At 62.4% G+C, this 21,869-nt stretch carries 22 protein-coding genes and 2 pseudogenes; 15 read left to right on the top strand and 9 right to left on the bottom strand.

Annotated elements, in window-relative coordinates:
• Positions 1–100: 100 nt before the first annotated feature.
• On the top strand, positions 101–1,489 hold the full coding sequence (locus AC07PU_RS21395; RefSeq protein WP_495320289.1) for a pyridoxal phosphate-dependent decarboxylase family protein: 1,389 nt from the start codon (positions 101–103) through the stop codon (positions 1,487–1,489).
• Positions 1,490–2,236: 747 nt separating this feature from the next.
• On the opposite strand, the gene AC07PU_RS21390 is transcribed toward AC07PU_RS21395, so the two are convergent.
• Complete coding sequence (locus AC07PU_RS21390) at positions 2,237–2,518, bottom strand: hypothetical protein (RefSeq protein WP_495320287.1); 282 nt, start codon at positions 2,516–2,518, stop codon at positions 2,237–2,239.
• Between the two features lie 368 nt (positions 2,519–2,886).
• On the opposite strand from AC07PU_RS21390, the gene AC07PU_RS21385 reads away from it, so the two are divergent.
• The 7 genes from AC07PU_RS21385 to AC07PU_RS21355 all read left to right on the top strand — a co-directional run bounded on the left by AC07PU_RS21385 (position 2,887) and on the right by AC07PU_RS21355 (position 7,318).
• Positions 2,887–3,390, top strand: coding sequence for a toll/interleukin-1 receptor domain-containing protein (locus AC07PU_RS21385; RefSeq protein WP_495320285.1), 504 nt, complete (start codon positions 2,887–2,889; stop codon positions 3,388–3,390).
• A gap of 11 nt (positions 3,391–3,401) precedes the next feature.
• Positions 3,402–4,538 carry a Thoeris type III anti-phage system protein ThcB4 gene (gene thcB4 / locus AC07PU_RS21380; RefSeq protein ID WP_495320283.1) on the top strand — a complete coding sequence of 379 codons (1,137 nt, stop codon included), beginning with the start codon at positions 3,402–3,404 and terminating at the stop codon, positions 4,536–4,538.
• 2 nt (positions 4,539–4,540) lie between these two features.
• Complete coding sequence (gene thcA, locus AC07PU_RS21375; protein WP_495320281.1) at positions 4,541–5,170, top strand: Thoeris type III anti-phage system protein ThcA; 630 nt, start codon at positions 4,541–4,543, stop codon at positions 5,168–5,170.
• Positions 5,145–5,627 (top strand): TIR domain-containing protein, encoded by a 483-nt coding sequence (locus tag AC07PU_RS21370; protein ID WP_495320279.1) that lies wholly within the window; start codon positions 5,145–5,147, stop codon positions 5,625–5,627. Before thcA ends, AC07PU_RS21370 begins: the two co-directional genes overlap by 26 nt.
• 19 nt (positions 5,628–5,646) lie before the next feature.
• A complete protein-coding gene (locus AC07PU_RS21365; RefSeq protein ID WP_495320277.1) occupies positions 5,647–6,057 on the top strand; it encodes a hypothetical protein in 411 nt (136 codons plus the stop codon).
• Between the two features lie 282 nt (positions 6,058–6,339).
• Complete coding sequence (locus AC07PU_RS21360; RefSeq protein ID WP_495320627.1) at positions 6,340–6,840, top strand: toll/interleukin-1 receptor domain-containing protein; 501 nt, start codon at positions 6,340–6,342, stop codon at positions 6,838–6,840.
• Between the two features lie 28 nt (positions 6,841–6,868).
• On the top strand, positions 6,869–7,318 hold the full coding sequence (locus tag AC07PU_RS21355) for a TIR domain-containing protein (protein WP_495320276.1): 450 nt from the start codon (positions 6,869–6,871) through the stop codon (positions 7,316–7,318).
• On the opposite strand, the pseudogene AC07PU_RS21350 reads toward AC07PU_RS21355, so the two are convergent.
• The 3 genes and pseudogenes from AC07PU_RS21350 to AC07PU_RS21340 all read right to left on the bottom strand — a co-directional run.
• Positions 7,317–7,544 (bottom strand): annotated as a pseudogene (locus AC07PU_RS21350) (transposase); the annotation flags it as partial. The gene AC07PU_RS21355 and the pseudogene AC07PU_RS21350 sit on opposite strands and share 2 nt — an antisense overlap.
• 124 nt (positions 7,545–7,668) lie before the next feature.
• On the bottom strand, positions 7,669–10,398 hold the full coding sequence (locus tag AC07PU_RS21345; protein WP_495320274.1) for a phosphoribosyltransferase-like protein: 2,730 nt from the start codon (positions 10,396–10,398) through the stop codon (positions 7,669–7,671).
• Positions 10,395–10,796 carry a hypothetical protein gene (locus AC07PU_RS21340; protein WP_495320272.1) on the bottom strand — a complete coding sequence of 134 codons (402 nt, stop codon included), beginning with the start codon at positions 10,794–10,796 and terminating at the stop codon, positions 10,395–10,397. Before AC07PU_RS21340 ends, AC07PU_RS21345 begins: the two co-directional genes overlap by 4 nt.
• Before the next feature lie 521 nt (positions 10,797–11,317).
• Here AC07PU_RS21340 and AC07PU_RS21335 point away from each other — a divergent pair.
• From AC07PU_RS21335 to AC07PU_RS21325, 3 genes are all read left to right on the top strand, one after another.
• A complete protein-coding gene (locus AC07PU_RS21335; protein WP_495320270.1) occupies positions 11,318–12,547 on the top strand; it encodes a nucleoside 2-deoxyribosyltransferase in 1,230 nt (409 codons plus the stop codon).
• Positions 12,548–12,721: 174 nt separating this feature from the next.
• Positions 12,722–13,408, top strand: coding sequence for a DNA adenine methylase (locus AC07PU_RS21330; RefSeq protein WP_495320268.1), 687 nt, complete (start codon positions 12,722–12,724; stop codon positions 13,406–13,408).
• Positions 13,405–14,256, top strand: a complete 852-nt coding sequence (locus AC07PU_RS21325) for an 8-oxoguanine DNA glycosylase (protein ID WP_495320266.1) — start codon at positions 13,405–13,407, stop codon at positions 14,254–14,256. The genes AC07PU_RS21330 and AC07PU_RS21325 overlap by 4 nt, the downstream gene beginning before the upstream one ends.
• Here AC07PU_RS21325 and AC07PU_RS21320 read toward each other — a convergent pair.
• The 4 genes and pseudogenes from AC07PU_RS21320 to AC07PU_RS21305 all read right to left on the bottom strand — a co-directional run.
• Entirely contained in the window at positions 14,188–14,877 is a 690-nt protein-coding gene (locus tag AC07PU_RS21320) for a nitroreductase family protein (RefSeq protein WP_495320264.1), read from the bottom strand. The two genes, AC07PU_RS21325 and AC07PU_RS21320, sit on opposite strands and share 69 nt — an antisense overlap.
• Positions 14,861–15,457: a 7-cyano-7-deazaguanine synthase gene (locus AC07PU_RS21315; RefSeq protein WP_495320262.1), complete on the bottom strand. Its 597-nt coding sequence runs from the start codon at positions 15,455–15,457 to the stop codon at positions 14,861–14,863. Before AC07PU_RS21315 ends, AC07PU_RS21320 begins: the two co-directional genes overlap by 17 nt.
• Before the next feature lie 315 nt (positions 15,458–15,772).
• Positions 15,773–16,516 (bottom strand): heparin lyase I family protein, encoded by a 744-nt coding sequence (locus AC07PU_RS21310; protein WP_495320260.1) that lies wholly within the window; start codon positions 16,514–16,516, stop codon positions 15,773–15,775.
• Between the two features lie 204 nt (positions 16,517–16,720).
• Positions 16,721–17,252, bottom strand: a pseudogene (locus AC07PU_RS21305) (sensor histidine kinase); the annotation flags it as partial.
• 18 nt (positions 17,253–17,270) lie between these two features.
• Here AC07PU_RS21305 and AC07PU_RS21300 point away from each other — a divergent pair.
• Positions 17,271–17,450: an alpha/beta fold hydrolase gene (locus tag AC07PU_RS21300; RefSeq protein WP_495320258.1), complete on the top strand. Its 180-nt coding sequence runs from the start codon at positions 17,271–17,273 to the stop codon at positions 17,448–17,450.
• Between the two features lie 207 nt (positions 17,451–17,657).
• On the opposite strand, the gene AC07PU_RS21295 is transcribed toward AC07PU_RS21300, so the two are convergent.
• The gene (locus AC07PU_RS21295; RefSeq protein WP_495320256.1) at positions 17,658–18,647 is read right to left on the bottom strand and encodes a Bug family tripartite tricarboxylate transporter substrate binding protein; all 990 of its coding nucleotides are present in this window, start codon (positions 18,645–18,647) and stop codon (positions 17,658–17,660) included.
• A gap of 170 nt (positions 18,648–18,817) precedes the next feature.
• Between AC07PU_RS21295 and AC07PU_RS21290 the strand changes: the two genes are divergently transcribed.
• From AC07PU_RS21290 to AC07PU_RS21280, 3 genes are all read left to right on the top strand, one after another.
• A complete protein-coding gene (locus AC07PU_RS21290; protein WP_495320254.1) occupies positions 18,818–19,711 on the top strand; it encodes an amidohydrolase family protein in 894 nt (297 codons plus the stop codon).
• 121 nt (positions 19,712–19,832) lie between these two features.
• A complete protein-coding gene (locus AC07PU_RS21285) occupies positions 19,833–20,651 on the top strand; it encodes an IclR family transcriptional regulator (protein WP_495320252.1) in 819 nt (272 codons plus the stop codon).
• A 73-nt stretch (positions 20,652–20,724) separates the two neighbouring features.
• On the top strand, positions 20,725–21,786 hold the full coding sequence (locus AC07PU_RS21280; RefSeq protein WP_495320250.1) for a ketopantoate reductase family protein: 1,062 nt from the start codon (positions 20,725–20,727) through the stop codon (positions 21,784–21,786).
• Positions 21,787–21,869: the final 83 nt, after the last annotated feature.

Genomic DNA, 21,869 nt, shown 5'->3' with positions numbered 1-21,869 from the left:
TTCGAACCTCACCCTTCCTCCCTCAGCATCAGATGGAGTCCCACCCAGCCGCCTGCTCGGAGCGGTGACGCCGGAAGCATGGGCACGGGTCCTGTCTCGCATGAGCCTGATCGGCCACTCATCCCGCGAACAACGTCCGGTGGACGTGATCGATCACGCCAGCGCCGAGTCGCTTCGCGCGATCGGCGTGCCCGCACAGGCCCGGCCGCTGGAAGAGGTGATCGATCAGATGCTGGACGAAATCTACCCCTGGCGTGCGCGCATGGACCATCCCCGGTTCCTGGCATTCATTCCGGGACCGTCTTCGCCGCTGTCGGCCTTGGGCGACTACGTGACCGCGGTTCACAACGTCCACGCCGGCAGCTGGCTGCAGAGTTCGGGGGCCAGCGTCATCGAGGCGGCGCTCATTCAATGGCTGGCGGCGCAGGTCGGGCTCCCGCCTTCGGCTGGCGGCCTGTTCGTGTCGGGGGGCTCCATGGCCAACCTGACGGCGCTTGCGATGGCACGCGATTTCAAGCTCGAGCCGGCGCAGCGCCTGCAAGGCGTTGCCTACGTCTCGGAGCAAACCCATTCATCCGTTGCCAAGGGCCTGAAGATCCTCGGGCTGCTGCCGCATCAGATTCGCCGCATGCCCACCGACGCCGCGTTCCGCATGGACATGACGGCCCTGGCGGCCGCGGTCGAGCAGGACATCTCCGATGGGCTCAGGCCTTTCGCCGTGGTTGCGAGCGCGGGCACGACGAACACCGGCAGCATCGATCCACTGCGACGGATTCGCGCGCTGTGCGATGCCCACGACATGTGGATGCACGTGGATGGCGCATACGGTGCATCCGCCGCGCTGTCGCCATCGCATCGGGGTTTGCTCGACGGCATCGGCGAGGCCGACAGCCTGAGCTGGGATGCGCACAAGTGGCTGTTCCAGACCTACGGCTGCGGGATGGTCTTCGTGCGGCAGCGCAAGCACCTCTCGCAGGTCTTCCATACCCGACCCGAATACCTGCTCGATGCGCATGCCGACACCGATGCCGACCAGATCAATTTCTGGGACCTCGGCGTGGAACTCACGAGACCGGCACGCGCACTGAAGCTGTGGCTCACCTTGCAGGTGCTGGGGTCGGACGCCATGGGCGAGGCCATCGCGCATGGTTGCCGGTTGGCGGCCTGGGCTCAGGATGAACTCGAGAAGGATCCTCGCTGGGACATCGTGTCGCCTGCGCAGTTGGGCATCGTCACCTTCCGCATGACGGATGCGGCCATGAGCCCGGAGGCGCTCGATGCGCTGAACAGCGAGATTTCATCGCGGGCACTTCAGGAGGGCTTTGCGACGGTCTTGACGACACGCTTGCGAGATCGAACCGTGCTGCGAATTTGCGCGATCCATCCGGATGCTACTGAGAGCGACATGCGGGAGACGATCCGGATGCTGTCGTCGTATGCCGACGCGGTACTGGCTTCAGGCGTTCAGATACCCAAGCCTTGCGCGTGATGAGCCACTGGCCACGGCTTCATCGTTCAGGGGGTTGCGCTGAGGGAGTCAGGACCTTCGAAAGCGGGCCGCGAAACCGCGGCCCGCAGACCGGCCCTTACCCGCCAATATCAAGCGCTCCACGTCGCGGCATCTCGCTCAGTTGAAACAGCTCCCCGGCCTTGCGAGCGAGGTCCGACGCGAGCCAGAGCAGGTTGTCCAGTTGGCGAGGCCCGTCACCGCTGCACCAATCGATGTCCCTTCCGTGGGAGGCCCACAGAAGCGCTTCGAGTTGGGAGAGGGTGTTTTCGAGGAGATCCGCCGGGCCTTGGGCGTTTTCTCCGGGAGATACCAGCGCGCGACGCCGGGCTATAGTCTTGGTAGCCATTTTTGTGCGGTCCTTTCGAGGGTTGTGCACGAACTTGGTTAGACGGCTGGGGTGCTAGTAACGCCCTGGCCGTCGCCTTTTGATACCTCGCATTTGCGTCGATGCTTTCGCAACGACGACCTGCCGCGAGGCGAGCAGTCTTTGAGCGTCTCGGTGTGGTTGGTGTGTTGTGCCTTTCTTCTCCCCTGGGTGGGGTGGTGAGTGAGAGGGGCACCCACTCTAGGGAAGAAGTGGGCGGGGTGCGGTGCCGTTTGGCATGAAGTTGCGGGAAGCGCCAACAAATGCAGCTTCTGCGGTGCGCGGGGCATGGGGCTTGAAGAGGTGGTGGCGTGGCGGTCCCGATTGGCGTGGGCGCCGGCGGAATGCGGGCAAGAAAAGGCTCAATTTATCCTTGACCGCGCGCGGCCCAGGTGCTCGCGGCACTTGTGCATCATGCGTTCCAGCAGTTCGAGATGTCGTCGATCAGCCCCATGCACCGGCCGGCGGAGTTCACGCCGTCCTGTATCGCGCCCGACTCCCGCGCCGCGCGGCCGCGCGCACCTACCACCAGCGTGGCGGATCTCCTCGAATTCGCAGCCGCCCGGACGGTTCTCCTTGACCACGACTTCTTCGGAGATCACGTTGCGGAACACGCGCGAGGTGTTGCGCACGGTGCGGAACATCAGATGGGTGTCTCGCTTGCCCCCGAACTGGCCTTCTAATCCATCGGTCAAGGGTCGACGTCGCAGCGATTGCTGTCCGTAGCGTGATAGCCACGACGGTCAGACCTCAGCCAAGAGTGGGCGCTTGTCAGCGACGGCATTGGGACGTTGCGGTCCATAACAGCTGGTTCAGCCGACTTCACACGCCCCCCAATTTCCGCGTTCAACAGCAATTGAGGCGGTCGAGAAATAATTTCTAAATAGAGACGAGCTCTTAGCTCAGGCCATTCTGCCCAACTGAGCCGCAACCGCGCCTGCGAACGTGCCGCCCCAATTGACAGTATGAAATCATTTTGTTACTGTTCACAGAGGAGTGGCGGGAAAAACCAATGGCAATTGCTCAATCTGAACTGCTGCGAGCCGGTCAACGACGGCCATTACTCAAATCACAAGTTCATGCCGGATTGCAGAAGACAGCTTTCCTGTCCCACAGCCATCGCGACGACAAGCTTGCAGAGGGACTACAGGCTCTGCTCGCAGAACAGGGCGTCGAGCTGTACATCGACTGGAAAGATGCGTCGATGCCGCCCGAGCCCAATCGAGAAACGGCGTCACGTATTCAGCACCGCATCAAGACGTGCGACTGGTTCCTATTTCTTGCCACCGCCCACTCCATGGCCTCGCGCTGGTGCCCGTGGGAGTTGGGCTATGCCGATAGCCAAAAGCAGTCTGACCGTATTGCTATCGTTCAGACATCCGATTCCGCGACGACACACGGCAACGAATACATGCAGCTTTACCGCCGCGTCGACACGTCCAGCGCCGGCGAGTTGCTCTGGGTGCCGGCGGGCAGCAACCAGGGGCAGTTCGTGCGCACCGTGCCGTTCCTTTGAGTGCACGATTCATGGCGCTCTACCAGTGTCTTTTACTGGGTTCTCCGACCGACCCGCAGATCTCCACCTTTTCGGCTACGTTTGACGAATGCCTCGGCTTGTTTGGCCTGCTGCGCGGTCGCGACTACACGATTGACCGCGGCATCGCCGATAACTTCAGCGATACGACAGCCACGGTGGCCATTTTCTTCGGTGCTGATGACGCTGAGTACCCTGAAGGGACCCGGCTGACCAAGCTGGGAGTGCCCGTGGTGCCCATTGTCAGCGCAGCGGCCCGTGTCAGCGCTGAATTGCCAGCAGAGTTGCGTAGCATCAATGCAATGTTCCATGACTCCGCTGATGTCGGCCTGCACCGAGTCGTAACAGCAGCCTTGCAGTGTCTAGGCTTGCTGCCGGCCCAGCGACGAGTCTTTGTCAGCTATCGCCGCGAGGAGTCAGCCGACGTCGCTCTGCAACTCTACGAGGCGTTGTCCGCACGCCGTTTCGATGTGTTTTTGGACACGCATTCTGTCTCGGTGGCCGCTGACTTCCAAGCCGCACTCTGGCATCGGCTATGCGACTCCGATGTGCTGGTCATGCTCGACACCCCGGGCTACTTCACCAGCCGGTGGACCACCGCCGAGTGGGGTCGGGCCATCGCGAAGCATATCTCCATGCTGCAGTTGGTCTGGCCCGGCCACACGCCCGTGCGCGAGTCGAGCCTGGCCACTTCTAAGAAGTTGATCGCCGCCGACTTCAACGGCGGGCGCCTCATGCCGGCGATAGTCGCGGATGTCGCACTGGAGCTCGAGCGCGTACGGAGCGTCAGCGTGGCGCTGCGACACTCCAACATGGTTGGTACGCTGCGCACCGCTATCCAGGACCTTGGTGGCAGCGTCGAAGGCGTAGGCCAGAAGCGCTCCGTCATCCTAAGGCTACCATCCGGCAACCCGTTGGTAGCCTACCCGGTTGTTGGCGTGCCGACGTCCGTCGACGTCCACGACTGCATTGACCTGAGCGACTCGCGTGCCGCGGCCGTGTTCTACGACCACCTCGGCATCAGCGAAGAATGGCGGCGCCACCTGGACTGGCTCGCCTCCCGTGTCGGTGCCGTCAAATGGTTGCGAAGCCGCGAGGCGGATTGGCAGTTGGCTGACATCGAGCAGTAGCCATGGGCGCGATCTTTCTATCCGCTAGCGTACCAACCCGCGAACCGTACAGCGCGGACTGCCGGCCACAGGAGATCCAAGCTGCTGTCAACGCGCTAGCGCAGGTAGTGCTAGGTCGGAGGAAGCTAGTTTGGGGCGGCCATCCGGCCATCACGCCGCTACTGTGGTCCGCGGCCCAGGCAGTTGGCGTCGAGTACACGGTGGCCGTCGAGCTGTTCCAGTCGAGGTTGTTCCAGAAGGTGCTCCCAGAGGAGAACAAGAACTTCGCGAACGTAAAGTTGATCAACGCTGTCGGCGAGGACGTTGAAGCAAGCCTCCTCGCGATGCGTAAGGCCATGTTTACGTCCAATGAATTCGAAGCGGCAGTCTTCATAGGTGGCATGCATGGCATCCTGGAGGAGCACAAGCTATTTACGAGTTACTGGCCCAGCGCAACGTGCATCCCCATCGTCCAAACCGGCGGCGCGACCGTGCATCTTGCCGGAGACTTGAATTACTTGCCCCCCGACGATTTGGCGCCATTGGATTTCGTGGCGCTGCTCTATCGCGGCTTGGGCATCCGGCCCAGCCAAAAGCGAGAAGCTCATACAAACCAAGGAGGAGACGATGGCACGAGTTCCGGTGTTCTATAGCTTTCACTTTGACAACGACGTCATGCGAGTGCAGCAGATCCGCCAAATGGGCATGATTGACGGCGACGAGCCTGTGTCGCCGAATGACTGGGAGACGGTCAAGCGCCGCGGTTCGGCGGCCGTCGAGCGCTGGATCGATGACAACATGAAACACAAGCGCTGCGTGGTCGTGCTTATCGGCACCGAGACCCATGCGCGGCCTTGGATTCAGCATGAAATCCGCAAGGCCTGGACAGATAACCGCGGCCTGCTGGGCATTCACATCCACAACCTTCGCTGCCCCCGACAGGGCATCTGCTCCAAGGGCGGGAATCCGTTCGACCAGTTCACTTTCCGCGACGGCAACAACACCATCGTGCGGCCGCCGGTCTACGACCCACCCGCATACGGCACCTATAACCACATCAAGGACCACCTGGCGGCATGGGTCGATGACGCCATCGCCCGCCGCCGGTAGGGCCGCCAAGCACTACGCCATGTCCGACATCTCCAACAAGCACAAACACCTTGAGTTCATCCAGGCGTCGATCAGCCGGATGTCAGGCAACCTATTTTTGCTCAAGGGTTGGAGCGTCACACTCATCGCTGCTCTCTTCGCCTTAGCGGCCAAGGAGACCAACCAAGCTTATATCGTCGTGGCTTATTTTCCGCTCTTCATCTTCTGGTTCTTGGACGGCTACTTTCTCGCGATGGAGAGGCGCTTCCGATCGCTGTATGAGCACGTGCGGCAGCTCAAGGAGGAAGACATCGACTTCTCGATGAACACCGAACCGTACAAGAGCGACTCGCGAAATCAATGGATTTTTACATTGTTTTCCCGGACTCTATTTCCGTACTACATCACTCTGGCCCTCCTCATGATTTTGTTGTCGTTCTTCCTGCGCTAGGCGATGCAGGCAGCGGCACCTTACTGAATTCATCGAGAAACCAGCCTTGACAAACAGAAATATGACTCGCAGAAATTTTTTCAACTTTAGGTGCGATAACTACGCAATGAATGTCACCGGTCGACCACTGGCAGATCAGCAGCCCACCGTAGCCCGGGCATTCATCGAACTTTAGGGCGGATGATGGCAGCGCGTCATTTCACAAAGGCGGAAGCACGAGCCGCGGCTCAGGGCGTCACTCGAAGGTACGCTGCGGAGTCTGCAGAAGTCATCTTGGATTCCGTGCGCGCGAAGACACGAGATTCCGAGACCTTCGACATCTTTCTGTCGCACTCAATTGCTGACGCTGAATTGGTTCTCGGCGTTAAGCAACTGTTAGAGCGGCAAGGGGCCACGGTTTACGTGGACTGGAGTCACGACCGACAGCTTGATAGATCAAAGGTCAACGCCGGTACAGCGGCACTGCTCCGTCAGCGAATGAGGCAGTCGAAGTCCCTGATCTACTTAGCAACCGACGCAGCGACCACATCGAGATGGATGCCCTGGGAGCTCGGATTTTTTGATGGCTATCGATCCGGCGGTGTGGCAATCATGCCTCTGCTGGACAGAGAGACCGATGGCTTTGCTGGTCAGGAATATCTAGGCCTCTACCCCAGAGTGACTAAGGACAACTACCAAAACTCGACCACGTCGGATGTCTTTGTCGAGGGCCTTGGTCGCTGGACGACTCTCAAGTCGTTCCTAGCGGGAACCCCCAATTGGAAAAGCTACCCCCAACCCTAGATGGTCTTTCAGACCAGAGGAGAGTCAGATGGCACGACGTACGTTTTTCAGTTTTCACCATGGCCGCGACAACTGGCGAGTTGGTCAGGTGCGCAACAGTTGGGTCGTCGGCAAGGATCGCGAGGCCGCCGGCTTTTGGGACGCTGCAGAATGGGAAAAGGTGAAGCTGCAGACTCCGGACAATATCCGGAAGTGGATCGACAAACAGCTTGCTGGAACTTCGGTCACCGTGGTTCTCATCGGCAACGAGACCTCCACTCGGCCGTATGTAAAGTATGAGATCGAACAGAGCGTCGCGCGGGGCAACGGCTTGCTGGGGATCTATATCCACAACATGAAAGACGTGGAAGGCAAGACCGACACAAAGGGCTCAAACCCTCTTCCTGCTGGCTACAAGACCTACGACTGGGTCAATGACGAGGGCCGGAACAACATCGGTGCATGGATCGAAGCCGCTGCGAAGGCCGCGGGGCGTTGATCTGATCCTCGCGGATCTTCACGCGCACCGCATCGAAGAACACCACTGGGTACATCGGCTCCAGCGACCGCTCTTGCCAAGCCGTGACCTCTGCCACGACCTCATCGATGACTGAGCTGATGAACTCCGGGGACACCTTGATGGCGTACTGCTCGGCCAAAGCCTGGATCTCGCGCGCCGTCATGCTGCGCGCGTGCATGGCGATCATCTTGTCATCAAAACCGGTAAGCGGCGCAAATTCAATGGAAACCGCTAACCTGCGCGGCATTGGATGGGGACGTTTATTGCTGTCTGCAGCAATCATCCAGATCCGCATCGTATTGAAAAGCGCAGCACCTCTCAGGCGGGATCTACTCTTTCTTTCGTCGGGGAAGAAGTGCGTCCCAACGCACGCCATCGACCTCGCCGCTTTTCCAAATCAGCGTGGTCGTCTGGGTTGGCACGTTGACCAAGGTCGCTAAAAGCATGCCCCGGTTCCCGTAGCCGAACTTCCTCCTCTCGACTTTTTCCGGCAATACTTGGTTGCTTTCAAGAATCTCCGTGCCGATGGCTTCGCATCGCGTGATAAACGCATCGACCTCCGGTTGCATCTTGCCCTTCGCCAGCAGAGCTGTTCTGACAAAGGGGATCTTGGTGTCCGAGAGGTATGGAAAGACGATACCGTTTAGATTCAGTTCGGGGAGGCGGTGGCGAATCTTGCGGACACCAATGTCCCAGGCGGTGATGAAAAGGAAGGCGATCTCCGTTTTCAGCAGCCGCACTTGAATTGCCTTGGATAGCGCCTCACGCTCTTCGCCTAGGTCCTCGCGCAAGTCCTCACGACCCAGCCACGCAGCTAGTACGTCGCAGACTTGGCGTCCGCTGCCGCAGCAATCGTCTACGAAGATCAGCGGCCGGTCCTCAGGCTCGTTGACCCATTGATCGAGCGTCATGACCTTCACCACCTTCGCCTGGTCGGCAGCAAAGTAGCCCTGAATGACGCCACCGTCCTTTGGGTCGCCAAATGACACTGCGTAGGCATTCTCGAAGTTGGGATGGGCTTTGAAAAGTGCGGTGAACGCTTCGGTGGTCTTGTCGCGATCGACGATCTCGAAGCACTCGAGCATCGTTAGTGCGCACTCGATATCTTTATCGGTTTCAAACTGCTCAAGCCAGCGATACGTGGCATCTAAAAAATCCGGCCTGTGCCCAGTCACCGCAATCGTGTTGACCTTGTTCAGCTTGAACGCGACATCTCGGATGCGCTTGTTGATGCCGGCAGCGCCCCAAACGAGCGCCCGAGGGCGGATGTTCCAGGAGTGCCCATGCCAGAACCCCGGTTTGGCGGTCCGCAGCTTCAGGTCCTTGAGGGCCTTCTTTTCTCTCTTGGACGCCTCGAGCGTGCCGGAAGGCAACGGAGAGCGATACGTGCGGTCAACGATTCTCTGGATGGCCACAAAGGCGGCGTCGGCCAGTTCGGGCGACGTGAATACGTAGACAGTAGGCTGCCCCCTGAGATACTGGTCCACCCAGTTGTCTCCACCCTCCCAGGTGCCGCGCAGCATGTAGGGAACCTTGCTGGGCGGCAGCACGATCGCACGGCCGATTCGTGATTCCGCAGAAAACGAGGGCAGGCTTCGCAAGCTGATCTGCGCCGCCAACATAGTCTTTGAGATTTCCGCTTGATTGCTGGCCCTAAGGATGTCAGCAATTTCATTGCAGATGGCGGAAAGAATGAGAGGACCGCGCTGCACGTGCCGCAACTCGCCATAAAAGCGACTGATGCCTACGGATTCGGGCGAATCGGACTCGATCACCCAATCCGACAGCTGGAGTGCTCGCACCCAGATGCGTCTCTCGCGAATGGCTGCCAAAGTGCCAGTCGCGAGGACCAATCGCTCTCGATCGTCGTCGTTCAGTGGTTTGCCTGGGCGGATTGCCGATTCGAACGCGGCCGAGTTCATGCTGACCAGCACATCTTCCGGCGTCGCGTAGAGAAGGAGCAGCAGATCCTTCGCTGATGAGAGCTCAGCCAAAGTCCGAACGACCGAGCGTAGCATCTGCTCAGTGGCAAGCACCTTGGGATGGCGGCGGATCTTGGTGTTGACCAACAGCTGCGCTAATTGCAGTTCGTTAAGGATTGACGTAGAGCTGGGTTGAACGCCAAAGATCCAAATGTTTGGCGACTTCTTACTCTCTTCCTCTTCGAAAACCAGACTCCCGTTGATCCAATCAGGTAGCTCCTCCAGGCGGATGACTTCAACCGCCAGCTTCTGGATTAGTCGACGAATGTCCAGCACCGAGGGGATGCCGGAGAACTTGGCATCGCGAACCAGCGCGTCCAAGGTCGACGAATCGAAGGGCCCGTTTACCAACTCCTGCAACTGAGGACGGATCTCATCAATCCTTCGGCCGATCACCGTCAGGGCGATGCGGTTTGCAGCGTGTTCGACCGCCTCCCCCTCACTGCCCTGTTCGTTTCGCAGCCACTGTTTCTTGACTAAGGTCAGCAATAGCGCTTTGACGGCGGCCGACTTGACGATGTAGTGCGCCAGGAGCTGGCAGAACGTCGGGTCGGCTCCGAACTCCTTCGGGGTGCTCTCGGTGGCGAAATCCTTCGCAACCGTGGCGAAAGCCGGCTGGGCGACGAGCTCAAGCACCACGCTGTCAGAAAACGCCAGGCATCCGACATGCGAGAACAGCGAGCTAAGTTTCAGCAGTTGCGCATCTTGCTCACCGATCAGCGGCTTTCCGTCGTCGCCAACGGCCTGGGAGTTCAGAGAGTCGATAAGCTGCTGGGTCTGGTGAAGTGCGCCAATCGCATGCTCGAAGCGTGTATGAACGGCGCCGGGATATACCCAGTGGGCCACTCCCATCTGCCTCAGGAAACGCAGTCGCTGCAGTAGGGGCGAATCCAGAATAGCCACCTCCGCTTCCGACAGCGTGACGGTCCCCCACAAAGCGTCGTTGATCTCCTTGCCTTTCAAGCGCCCCATTTTCCCAGCGCTGAGCTCTGCGGTGTACTGACTCAAGTACTTGGAGGCAATCGCCTCGGCTACCTCCCTGAGCAGCAGCAGGGGAGGCGAAGGAATGGGCGTCACGAGGTAGTGCCCGCGACGGCTTGCGGGAACACTTCGTTCACCAGCTCATCCAAATCGTCTGACGCCAGCACGCCATCCTGTATGAGGTCACAGGCCAACTGCATGGACAGGCTGATCCGATACGCGCGTCTGGGTGCATCCGGCTGGATCATGCGACGCTCACGCAGCGACAAGAGCGCGTCTCGGAACGTCGAGGTGACACCGTACAGCGGGTCACACCGGAATGTGAAGTTCGGCGCGACATCAAGCGTATCCACTCGACTGCTCAGCCAGTTGTAAGCAGCCTCAAACCGCTGGTCGATAATACCGGCCTCCAGCACAAAGCCGGGATTGGCCTTCAGCCTGATCTTGGCCAATATGAGCGTTACAAACTCTTCCGCGGTCAGGATACGGCTCATGGAAATAGGAATTGAATGATGCGGCGAATGCGCGATCGCCGTTGGAGACGGATCAGTGTAGCGGAGGCATCCGCAGGCTGTATCTCCAGCGAGCTTGGCGACCGGTTACGCTTGAGGCCGTACCGCGCTGGGCAGGCTCAAACCTGCGAGGTGTGTCGGATCAAGCAAGGCGCAGGGCGCTACAGATTACATGGAGGCTGCATGTCGGGTTCAAGCGGTTCTGGAGGTGGAGCATCAGGCCCAGAGGTGAGTTGCGACCGGCTCGTGATCAACACGATGCTGGCGTCGCCCCGGCCAGGCGCTGTGGAGCGCCTGTACCCTGGCCAGATCTTGGAGGTCGCGCTCCTGGGCGGAGCCGTCGTTGTTCAACAAGCCGGGATCCTAGTTGGCGGCTTGGCCTCGCCTCTATTGCACCGCCTACGCGCTTGCATTGAGGCAGATACGGTGTACCGGGCAAGGGTGATGTCCAAGAATGGCGCGCTGGTACGGCTACAAGTGTCGCCGGTGTCGATTCACTCCTAATGAGCAGCATCCCTGAAATTGCTGTCGTAGGTGGCGTCTATGAAGAGCGCTGTCTGCGCCCTGACTGGTACGAGGTGTACGGGTCAGCAGGACGCGCTTGCTCAGCGATCGTTGCTGCCGATGACGAAGTCGCTGTGGCGCTGCACTGCTATGCGGATCCGCGAATCCAGGAGGCATTGGCAGCACGGAGCGCGTTGGAGCGCACGCAGCTGCATGTCACGGCGATCGCCAACACGATGCGGTTCGTCTACGTGCATGGCCTGGATCGGCCGCAGATCGAGAACGCCACGACGGGCCACCCGTCTCTTACTGCCAAAGCGGTCAATGTGCTGCGGTTCGGCATGCTTGAAGGTGATGCGGTCATCGACGGTGGCAACGTCGTTTATGACCCGCAGACCGCGGTTTCCCCGGCTATTTTCCACACCAATGGCTCTCGAGCCGATCGCTTGGCGGTTGTGCTCAATGAGAACGAGGCGCGCTCAATGACCGGCCTGTATGACGCCGACATCGATGAGCTGACGATTGCAGTTAGAGATCTCAACCGGGCTGAAATTGTAGTTGTCAAGCGTGGGCCGCTGGGCGCCATCGTTTTCGATGGCGCGACGCGCAGCTTGGTGCCGGCGCTGCAAACGAAGACAGTCTGGAAGATCGGCTCGGGTGACGTCTTCTGCGCCCACTTCGCGTTGAATTGGGCCGTACACGGGCGTGACCCGTTGGAAAGTACTCAGGCGGCATCGCGGGCGACGGCCAGCTATTGCGAGACGGGCGGATTTCCTAACGCGAAGCTCCTGCAGAGCCTTGATGCGACGCCGGTAGTGCCGTCCGATCAATTTCTGACGGGACGCGTTCCCAAGGTCTATCTTGCCGCCCCCTTTTTTACGCTCGCGCAGCTTTGGATCGTAGAGCAGACACGCATGCAGTTACAGCACTTGGGCCTGAACGTTTTTTCGCCCTACCATGACGTGGGACTAGGACCAGCGGAGAAGGTCGTGGAAGCTGACCTGCAGGGCCTTCGAGACGTGGACTTCGTGTTTGCGATTGCGGATGGACTGGACGCGGGGACGCTCATCGAGATCGGGTACGCGCTTGCGCGCGGCATGCCTGTCGTCGTCTACTGCGAAAACGAGAGCGAAGAAGACCTAAAGATGATGGCGGGCTCCGGGTGCATCCTTTGTGCCGACTACGTCAGCGCCATCTATAGAGCGCTATGGACGGCCATAGCGATTTGAGGCCCCGGCCAGCGCAATCCTCTTTGACCAAGCTGGGCAGCTACCCGATGCCCATTGCGCCCGCCCCATACTGGGGTGCTGCGGGAGTTCATTAATAGCCGCGTAGGGCGATCAACGTCGTGGTCGCTCGGCCTGAGCATTCAGAATTCCTTGCAATCATCGTCGTTTCTGACGATGATTGATGCCATGATGTATCCAGGGGGCAAAGGCAAGTGCTATCAGCGCATCATCAACCTGATGCCGGCGCATACTGTGTTTATCGAATCGCACCTCGGCGGTGGTGCCGTCATCAGGCACAAGAAACCGGCGGTTGTGAACATCGGCATTGACATAGACGCTCGCGTTATCCAGCAGTGGCAAACGGTGCAGCCACCGATCTGCCAGCTCGTACTGGCCGACGCCACGGTCTATCTCGAACAGTACTCGTTCACGGGCACGGAGTTGGTGTACTGCGACCCGCCCTATGTCAAGGCAACGCGTCGTCAGGCCCGCGTCTATCGGCATGACTTCGAGGACGCAGACCATCAGAGACTGTTGGCTGTTCTCAAGGCGCTGCCTTGCATGGTTCTGCTTTCTGGTTATGACAGCCCGCTGTACGCGAAGGCCTTGGGAGGTTGGGGCAAGACCAGTTTTCCGGCGCGCACGCGGGTCGACATGCGCGAGGAGTGTCTGTGGTTTAACTTTGAGCCCCCGAAGCGCTTACACGACGGCGCGCACCTTGGCGCAACCTTTCGCGAACGTCAAACCATCAAACGCCGCAACCAACGTTGGTTGGATCGTCTGGAAACCATGGAGCCCGCTGAACGCAGCCACCTGCTGGCGTTGATCCAGGACAAGTACATGCGGGAGCCTCAGGCATGAGCCAGCTCGCGGGCATCTGTTCCGGTCACCTCAACGTGCAGGTTGAGCTGCCGCCGGCCGACGCTGAGGTTATGCCCGGCGTTGCTTGGGGCGCTGTCGAGGCCTTTCCAACGCCAGCCTACTGGGCCTACCAAGTTCTGGCGCGCCGCATCACGTGCACGACCATCGCGCACAAGTTGGGGGGAGACCTGGTTGAGGAAGTGGCTGCGTGTCTTCTTGGTGGGTATGGAATTCCCGCCGAGGTCGGCTTGGCGGCGTATCAGCGACTTCGCGACAGCGGCGCGTTGTATGCGCCAGCGGGAGAGGCGGAGATCCTTAAGCTGCTGTCGCCCCCCCTCACTGTCGGAGGCCGGGCCGTCCGATACCGCTTTGCGGCCCAGAAGGCTCGTTACCTGAGCCGAGCCCTGAGGCTGCTCGCGGACGAGTCCGCACCCGCGGACTCAGGCAGAGCCCTGCGCGACTGGCTGACCCAATTGCCCGGTGTGGGCATGAAGACGGCTTCTTGGATTGCACGCAATGTGATGGATGCCGACGACGTTGCGATCCTAGACATCCACATCATTCGTGCAGGCGAGCTGGGTGGCTTCTTCGATCCGTCGTTGACCGTGGCGCGCCACTACCTCGAGCTGGAGGCCCGGTTCCTAGAGTTCAGCCATCATCTGCAGGTCAGGCCGTCGGAATTGGACTCGGTCATCTGGTTCGAGATGAAACTGTCGCCGAAATCCGTCAGTCGTTTACTGGCGAGCAAACGAGCCGCCATGGCGGCCAAGCCTCGGAAGTCAGCCCGACGCCGCCCGCGTTCCAACGAAAGCAGCGCCAACGCCGAACAGCCCGTGCTTTTCAAGTAGTCGGCCGACCCAAGGCTCTCCCGTCACACCCAGCGGGCAGAAGGCCAGTGCATGGGCGTGGGCTGCGAGGCCCATGACCGCGAGCAGGGCACCTGCGTCGCGCCAGACCAGGCTCGCGGGATGGTCGTATTTCGCGGCCGTTTTGCCAACTTCGGCGGCAAACAGGATCAGCGTGGCATCGGGCGCGGCTAGGACGATCTGCATAGCGCGATGTACATCGCGCGCATCTAAGCCGCTCGGCACGTCGATCAGCGCATGGGCGACTCCGTCGTAGCGCCGCCAGGATGAAATGCCGGGCGTTGCGAGGATGAGATGGATCGGGTGAATGGCCCCAGCGGATGGGGCCGCTCTCAGGCTGATGTCGAAGCCGTAAACTGAGCCCTGGATCAACTGTGCTCGGCAGCCAAGGTCGAGCCACGTGCCAAGCTCTGCATCCGAAATCGGCCCCATCGTTCGTTCGGTTCGGCGCGTTCGCAGGAGCTGATCAATTTCCACTGCAGTTGCCGGCATGGGCGCTAGGGTGTCCAACAGCAACTGGTCCCCTTGCGGCCAGGGCAACGGCTGCCAGCGCTCCGGCCGCTCCTTTGGAGCCGGATTGCCCAGATCAGGCCAGTTCGGCATCGATTGCCCTGAGCACGTCAAAGTACTTATTGCAGCCCCGACAGTCGCCGCACGGCACGTTGGCTTTGTGGCAGCTATGTGCCCAAGCCAGGAACTCGCGCGGTACCTGACCCGTTGCAATCAGCGTTTCAGTGCTGAGCTCGATGGCTGGCGCTTCGACGACGATGCCACCCTCCTGCAGCGACACGAGCTTGCTGACTGCGCTCACGAACTCCGGGGTGCCATCCAGATGAAGGCCATCTGTCATGACGGTGCCGATCAGCAGCTTCTTGACGCCCAGGGAGATCGCCTTCATCACCGCAAAGGTAATTAGCATCTGGTTGCGGTAGGGCCACCAGTCGGAGGCGGGAGCGTGTTCGTTCTCCGCTGAGCCGGCCATGTCACCTGACCCCAAGGCCCGGCAGTCGATCTCGACGATGTGGTGTTCTATGCCTAGGTGCGCGCAGACGGCGCTTGCAGCAGCCTTCTCGGCCTGGGCCGGCAGTTGCCCATAGTCGACTGTAATGGCCACCTCGGGCCGCATCCACCAGGCGATGCTGAGGGAGTCCATACCGCCGGAAAGAAGAAGCGCAGTTTTCATAGCTCGCGTGCTGTCCCGGCGGTGGAGGTCAGTTCCCGAAGGGAGGACGAGAAGGCGTGGCCGGGCATTCTGGTTGAGTTCTCGCCACACATTTACAGATTCACAACTGCATTCAGCATGGCCGATTAGATGGCACTCTAACTGCAAGTGCAGTCCCTCACCAAAGAGGAGGACCCGAGAGGAACGCCTCCTCTGTCGCCTTCCAAGCTTCGCTGGCCTACAGGTACGCGACGTGTGCACTCTAGTTGAGCTCGACGCCCCCAACCATCTGGATCTGCGCTAAATGGATGGATCTGGGAACTAAACGCCCTGATGCTAAGGTTCCACGTCTGAGCGCGTCCTACCGCGGCGAAGCCGGGAGAAGAAAACAATGCCAGGCCCATCGCCCGCCGCGTCGATCCTGTAGATACCATACTTGTGATAGATCACGCCGGCCCCGGCATCGCGTGTCGCCAGAGTTTGGTCGACAGTGGGCTGACTAGCTCCATCGACCCAAACACGAACAAATCCATCGTCCTTACAAGTCCATTTGATGTGAACGACCAGGTCGTGCCAGCGGCCTGCAAAATTTTGATTGCAGATGAGCTTCCAACGGGTAGAACCTTCGCGGTCCCTGGCGGGGAATCCCTGCAGGATGAACCCGTCTTCGCGATGCTTGGCGAAAACGAATGCTGGGGCCCATCTCTCTTTGCATTCTCGGGGCGATTGCATGAATTGAGTGAGAGTCACGTACGGCCAGGCTTTCTTGGGTGGAGCAACCGAGTCTGGGAAACCGTCGGGAACGTAGAACGACCACGCGTACCAGTATTCATCACCTTCGCCCTGAAGACCCTCGACTTGCGCGATCTCAGACCGAGCCCGTGCGACACCGTCTTCGCGGGCTTCTGCTGTATCCATTTCGGAAACGTCACCTGATTGCACCTCAAAGCGATGCGATGCGGCATCCTCTCCAAGGGGGCGCTGCTCTTCAGAAAGTGTGAAGTTGCGGGGTTTGTTAACCGAATGGTCGAACTCGTAGCGCTGGGCGGTCCATCCGTGAGGCCAAGAGAACGTGGGCATGCTGAGAGCCTAGGAAGCGTTTTGAGCCTGATTTTGCATTACGAACCGCCGCCCAACGAATGTCTGGTGATGGCCGCAGCGGCCTTTCCGGCAGCTGGACGCAAATGACTCAGATCAGTCCTAAGCGAACTTACCTCCACACTCCCACTCCACAACAATCCTCGCGAAAACTAACCGCTTTCTCCCAAGCTTCGCCTACCCCCCTCACGCCACCACCAACGGCAACGTCAAGCGCGCCTCCACCCCCCCACTGCGCCGGTTCCGCAACAACAACTCCCCCTGCATCGACCGCGCCAACCGCCGCGCAATCGCCAGCCCAAGCCCAGACCCAGGCTTGTCCTCCTGCCCCTGCCGCCCCCGCACCCACGGCGCGAACACCGCATCGATCTGCGCCGGCTTGATCCCCGGCCCCGAATCCACCGCCGCCAGCACCAGCCGTTGCGCATCGACGTGTGCACACACCCGCACGTCGCTGCCATAACGCAACGCGTTGTCGATCAGGTTCGCCAGCACGCGCCGCAGCGCGAGCGGGCAGGCGACCACCGGCTGGCCGATGCGGCCGTCGAGCGCGATGGCGCGGCCGGCGTCGCGGTAGCCGCGCACGAGGTTGTCGAGCAGGCCGTCGGCATCTACGCGCTGCAGCGGCTCCGCCACGCTGCGCTGCATGCGCGCTGGCAACACTGGCCTCGACCAGCTCCTGTGTCTCGGCGAAATCACGCTCGACGAAGCCGCGCAGACGCCGGCATGGAAGTCGGTGCCCTCGTGGTTCGTCTACGGCGACCGCGACAAGAACATTTCATCGGCCGCGATGGCCTTCATGGCCGAGCACGCGCACGCGAAGAAGACGGTGGTGGTCCAGGGCGCCTCGCACGTCGTGATGCCCTCGCAGCCCGAGGCGGTCACGCGCGTAATCGTCGAGGCGGCGGGCCGTTGAGAAGGGGCACGCCATGAACGACATGAGCTTCCTAAAAGGCACTAACGGCATGAGTGTCGACCAAGACTTCGGCTAAGCGCGCGTCGTGACGGCCCGCACCTCCTTGATCGGTACGCGAGCGTCTATCACCTGACGAAGCCCCCTACGTGACCGACACGAGCTTCACTATCGGCGGCAGGCTCACGCTCTGCAGACTGCGGCGCGACTTCACTCGAGCTGGATATCGGCCCGCTTGATCAGCGCATTCCATCGCGCCTCCTCCGCCGCGATGTGCGCGCCGACCTGTACCGTGGTCGCGGGCCGCGACAGCTCGACGCCGCCCACGGGCTTGACCTTGCCGTAGAAGGCGTCGCTGGCCACGACCTTGTTGGCGGCGGCGTTGAGCTTGGCGAGCACGTCGGGTGGCGTCTTCTTCGGGCCGACGAGCACGAAGTTGACCGTGGCCTTGAAGCCGGGCATGCCCGACTCCTCCATGGTGGGCAGCTCGGGGTAGGCCGGGTCGCGCTGGCTGGCGGCCAGGCCGAAGGCCTTGAGCTTGCCGGCACGCACGTAGTCCATGGTGCCGGTCGGCAGGAAAGCGTAGGTCACGCGATCGCTCATGAGGTCGAGCTGGACCTGGTTGGCGCCCTTGTAGGGCACGTGCAGGGTCTTGACGCCGAGCTCCTTGTTGAACATCTCCGCCATCAGGTGGATCGGCGTGGAGATGCCCGAGGAGCCATAGGAGTACTTCGATGGGTCGGCCTTGAGCAGGGCGACGAACTCCTTGAGCGTGGTGGCCGGCACGTTGGGCGCGGTCACGAGCATGAAGCCGATGGTCAGCACGTCGGACACCGGCGCGAAGTCGCCCACGCCCTGGTAGGGCAGGCTGGCACGCAGCGAGGGGGCGACCATGGCCGGCAGGTTGGCGAAGAACAGGGTGTAGCCGTCGGGCGCCGCGCGCGACACGTAGCTGCCGGCGATGGTCTGGTTGGCGCCGGGCTTGTTGTCCACCAGCACCGGCGTGTTGAGCGCGAGCGAGAACTCGCTGGCGAAGGCGCGCGCGACGATGTCGGTAGGGCTGCCCGCCACGAACGGGACCACGAGGGTCACGGGCTTGGCGGGAAAACCTTGGGCCAGCGCTGCGGCGGGCCCGAAGGCCAGCGCGAGCGATCCGGCCAGCCGTCGAAGGAAGGTCTTGCGCGAAATGAAGGGTGGCATGTCGTCTCCGTTGTTCTGCGATGTCCGCGGCGGGCTTGCCCGGGCCCTGCGCAGAATATCGAGCACCCCCGCGGCGTGCGCTCGTGGCGGCGCGCGAAAGTTCAACCCATGAAATTCCGCTGCCCGCTGTGCGGCCGGGGCGCGGGCCGGAAAGCTATCGTCACCACAGCATGACGACATCCTCGACCCAGCGGCCCGCGCCGCAGCTTCCGCCCGGCGCCTGCGACTGCCACACGCATGTCTTCCTCGACGAGCGCGAGTTTGCGTTGCTGCCCGCGCGCCGCTACACGCCGCCGCCAGCATCGATCGAGGCACTGGCGCAATGGCACGACGCGCTCGGCATCGCTCGCGTGGTGATCGTGCAGCCCAGCGTCTACGGGCTCGACAACGCGGCGACGCTGCAGGCGCTGCGGCAGCTGGGCCCGGCGCGGGCACGCGGCGTGGCGGTGATCGACGACGCCACCACCGACGCGCAATTGCAGTCGCTGGACGCGGCCGGCGTTCGCGGCGTGCGCGTCAACCTCGAGATCGACCGCGAAGGCGATGCCCGCCGCGCCACCGCGCAGCTCCGGCGCACGGCCGAACGCGTGGCACCGCTGGGCTGGCATGTGCAGGTCTATGCGAGCCTGCCGCTGCTGACCGATTGCGCCGCGGCGATCCGCGAGCTGCCGGTGCCGGTGGTGCTCGATCACTACGCGGGTGCGCAGGCGATGGACGGTCCCGACACGCCGGCGCTGGCCGCGGTGCTCGCGCTCGTCGAAGAGGGGAAAGCCTACGTCAAGCTCTCGGCCCCCTACCGCTGCAGCACGATGCCCGGCCATGCCGACATGGAAGCGCTGGCGCGCCGCTTCATCGGCTGCAACCCCGAACGCATGCTGTGGGGCAGCGACTGGCCGCATCCGCAGCCGGGCGCTGCCGCCTCGGCCACCGAGGTCAGCGCGCCGCACGAAGTCGACAACGCCAGCGTGCTCACGCAGTTGCGGCAGTGGTCGCCGGACGCGCGGACCTTCGATCGCATCCTCGTGGACAACCCGGCGCGGCTCTATGGCTTCGACAGCGACTGAAGACCTGGCCGCGGTGTCGTCCCTGATCGCGCGCATCGCTCCATCGCAGAATGCATGGTTCGCGCCCGCCGCGCCCCTGTCCGGTGGGCCTCCCCCGCATCTGCCCGAGGAAGCACCGACGATGGACACCGACCAGCCGATCATCCAGGACGCATTCGCCACCACCGCCCCCGAACGTCCCGGCACGCGCAGCCTGGGCCGCGCGATCAAGCTGATGCGCGTGGTCGCGTCGCGGCCGCAGTTCGGCTGGCGGCTGTCCGACCTGGCCGTGGCCTGCGAGCTCGACAAGGCGACCGTGCACCGCATGCTGGCCTGCATGGTCGAGGAACGCCTGGTGACGCAGCGCGCGGCCGACCGCCACTACCTGCCGGGCCCGCTGATGCACGAGCTGGGACTGGCGCTGCCCGACCACCTGCTGTTTCAACGCCGCGCCGAAGCGCTGCTCGAGGCCTTCGCGCGCCGGATGCGCGGCATCGCGGTGCTGCTGCTGCGCAGCGGCAACGAGCATGTGTGCAGCGTGCGCCAGGGCCAGCTTCCGCTGACCGGCTCGGTGCTCTACCCGGGCGCGCGCCGGCCGCTGTTCACCACGGCGGGCGGGGTCGCGATCCTGCAGACGCTGGACGCGGCGCAGGCGCGCGCGGTGCTGCTCGACAACGTGGCGCAGGAAGTGGCGCGCTGCGGCTCGGGACGGCTCGCGGCGCTGCAGCGCATGCGCGAGCGCTCCGACCGGCACGGCTTCGGCGTGAACCTCGGCGACGTGGTGCCCGGCATCCATGCCTTCGCATCGCCGGTGCGCGGTGCCGATGGCCAGGCCTTCGCCGCGCTGTGCCTGCTCGGCACGCCCGAGCTCTATGGCGAGCAGCACCTGGCGCAGCTGCGCGACGAACTCGATGGCGCGGCCGCCGAGTTGGGCACGGAGGCGCGCGGCTTCAATCTCTGAGGCGCGGCGCCCTCCCCTTCGGGCGGCTGGCGGCGCGCTTCGCGTTTTCAACCGATCGAAGAAGGAGCAACGGATGACGCGGATATGCATCGTGGGCGCGGGGGCCGTGGGCGGCTATGTGGGCGCGCACCTGGCCAGGGCGGGGGTCGACACCACGCTGGTGGATGCCTGGCCCGAACACGTGGAGGCCATGCGGCGCGACGGCCTGAGCGTGAGCGGAATGAATGGCATGGACGGCGGGGGCGCGGTGCATGCGAAGGTGCGCGCGCTGCACGTGGGCGAGGTGGCGCAGCTCGCGCGCGAAGCGGCCTTCGACGTGGCCTTCATCGCCGTGAAGTCCTACGACACGGCCTGGGCTACGCAGCTGATCCTGCCGCTGCTCGCGCCCACGGGCTGCGTGGTGTCGCTGCAGAACGGCATCAACGAGGACAGCATCGCGGCCATCGCCGGCTGGGAACGCACGCTGGGCTGCTCGGTGAGCGCGCTGGCGGCGGAGCTGGTGGCGCCGGCCCGCATCGTGCGCAACTCGCCGCTGGGCGACGAGAAGAAATGGGGCATGCGCGTGGGCGAGCTGCACGGTCGCGTGACGCCGCGCGCCGAAGCGATCTCGGCGCTGCTCGCGCACGGCGACACCAGCCGGGTCACGACCAACCTCTGGGGCGAGCGCTGGTCCAAGCTCACGATCAACGCGATGCGCAACGGCGTGTGCGCGCTCACGGGCCTGAGCGGCAAGCAGCGCGACATGAACGAGGTGGCGCGCGAACTCACGATCCGGCTCGGCAGCTCGAGCATCCGCGTCGGCCGCGCGCTGGGCCTGGCGCTCGAACCGGTGGGCGGGCTCGACCTCGACCTGCTGGCGCGCGCGGAGGAAGACGCCGCGGCGCGCGACGCGATCACACGCATGATCCTCGAGGTGGCGAACTCGCGCAGCGACGGCCAGCGGCCCTCGATGGGCCAGGATATCCAGAAGGGCCGGCGCACCGAGACCGAGTACATCAACGGGCTGGTGGCGCGGCGCGGCGAAGAGGTCGGGGTGGACGTGCGCTACCACCGGCGCGTGAACGAGATCATCGGGCGCATCGAGCGCGGCGAGCTGGTGCCGAGCCCGGACCTGCTGGCCGACGTCATGGGCTGATCCGGGTGAACCGCATGGCGCGCGCGGCGCCGCGTGCTTAGGATCGGTCTCCATCGGCGGCCCGCCGCCCCAAGGAGACCTGC

It is taken from the genome of Variovorax sp. GW821-FHT10D07, assembly GCF_059415325.1.
Note: the sequence above shows the minus strand (reverse complement) of the source record. Positions and strands in the feature narration are given on the sequence as shown.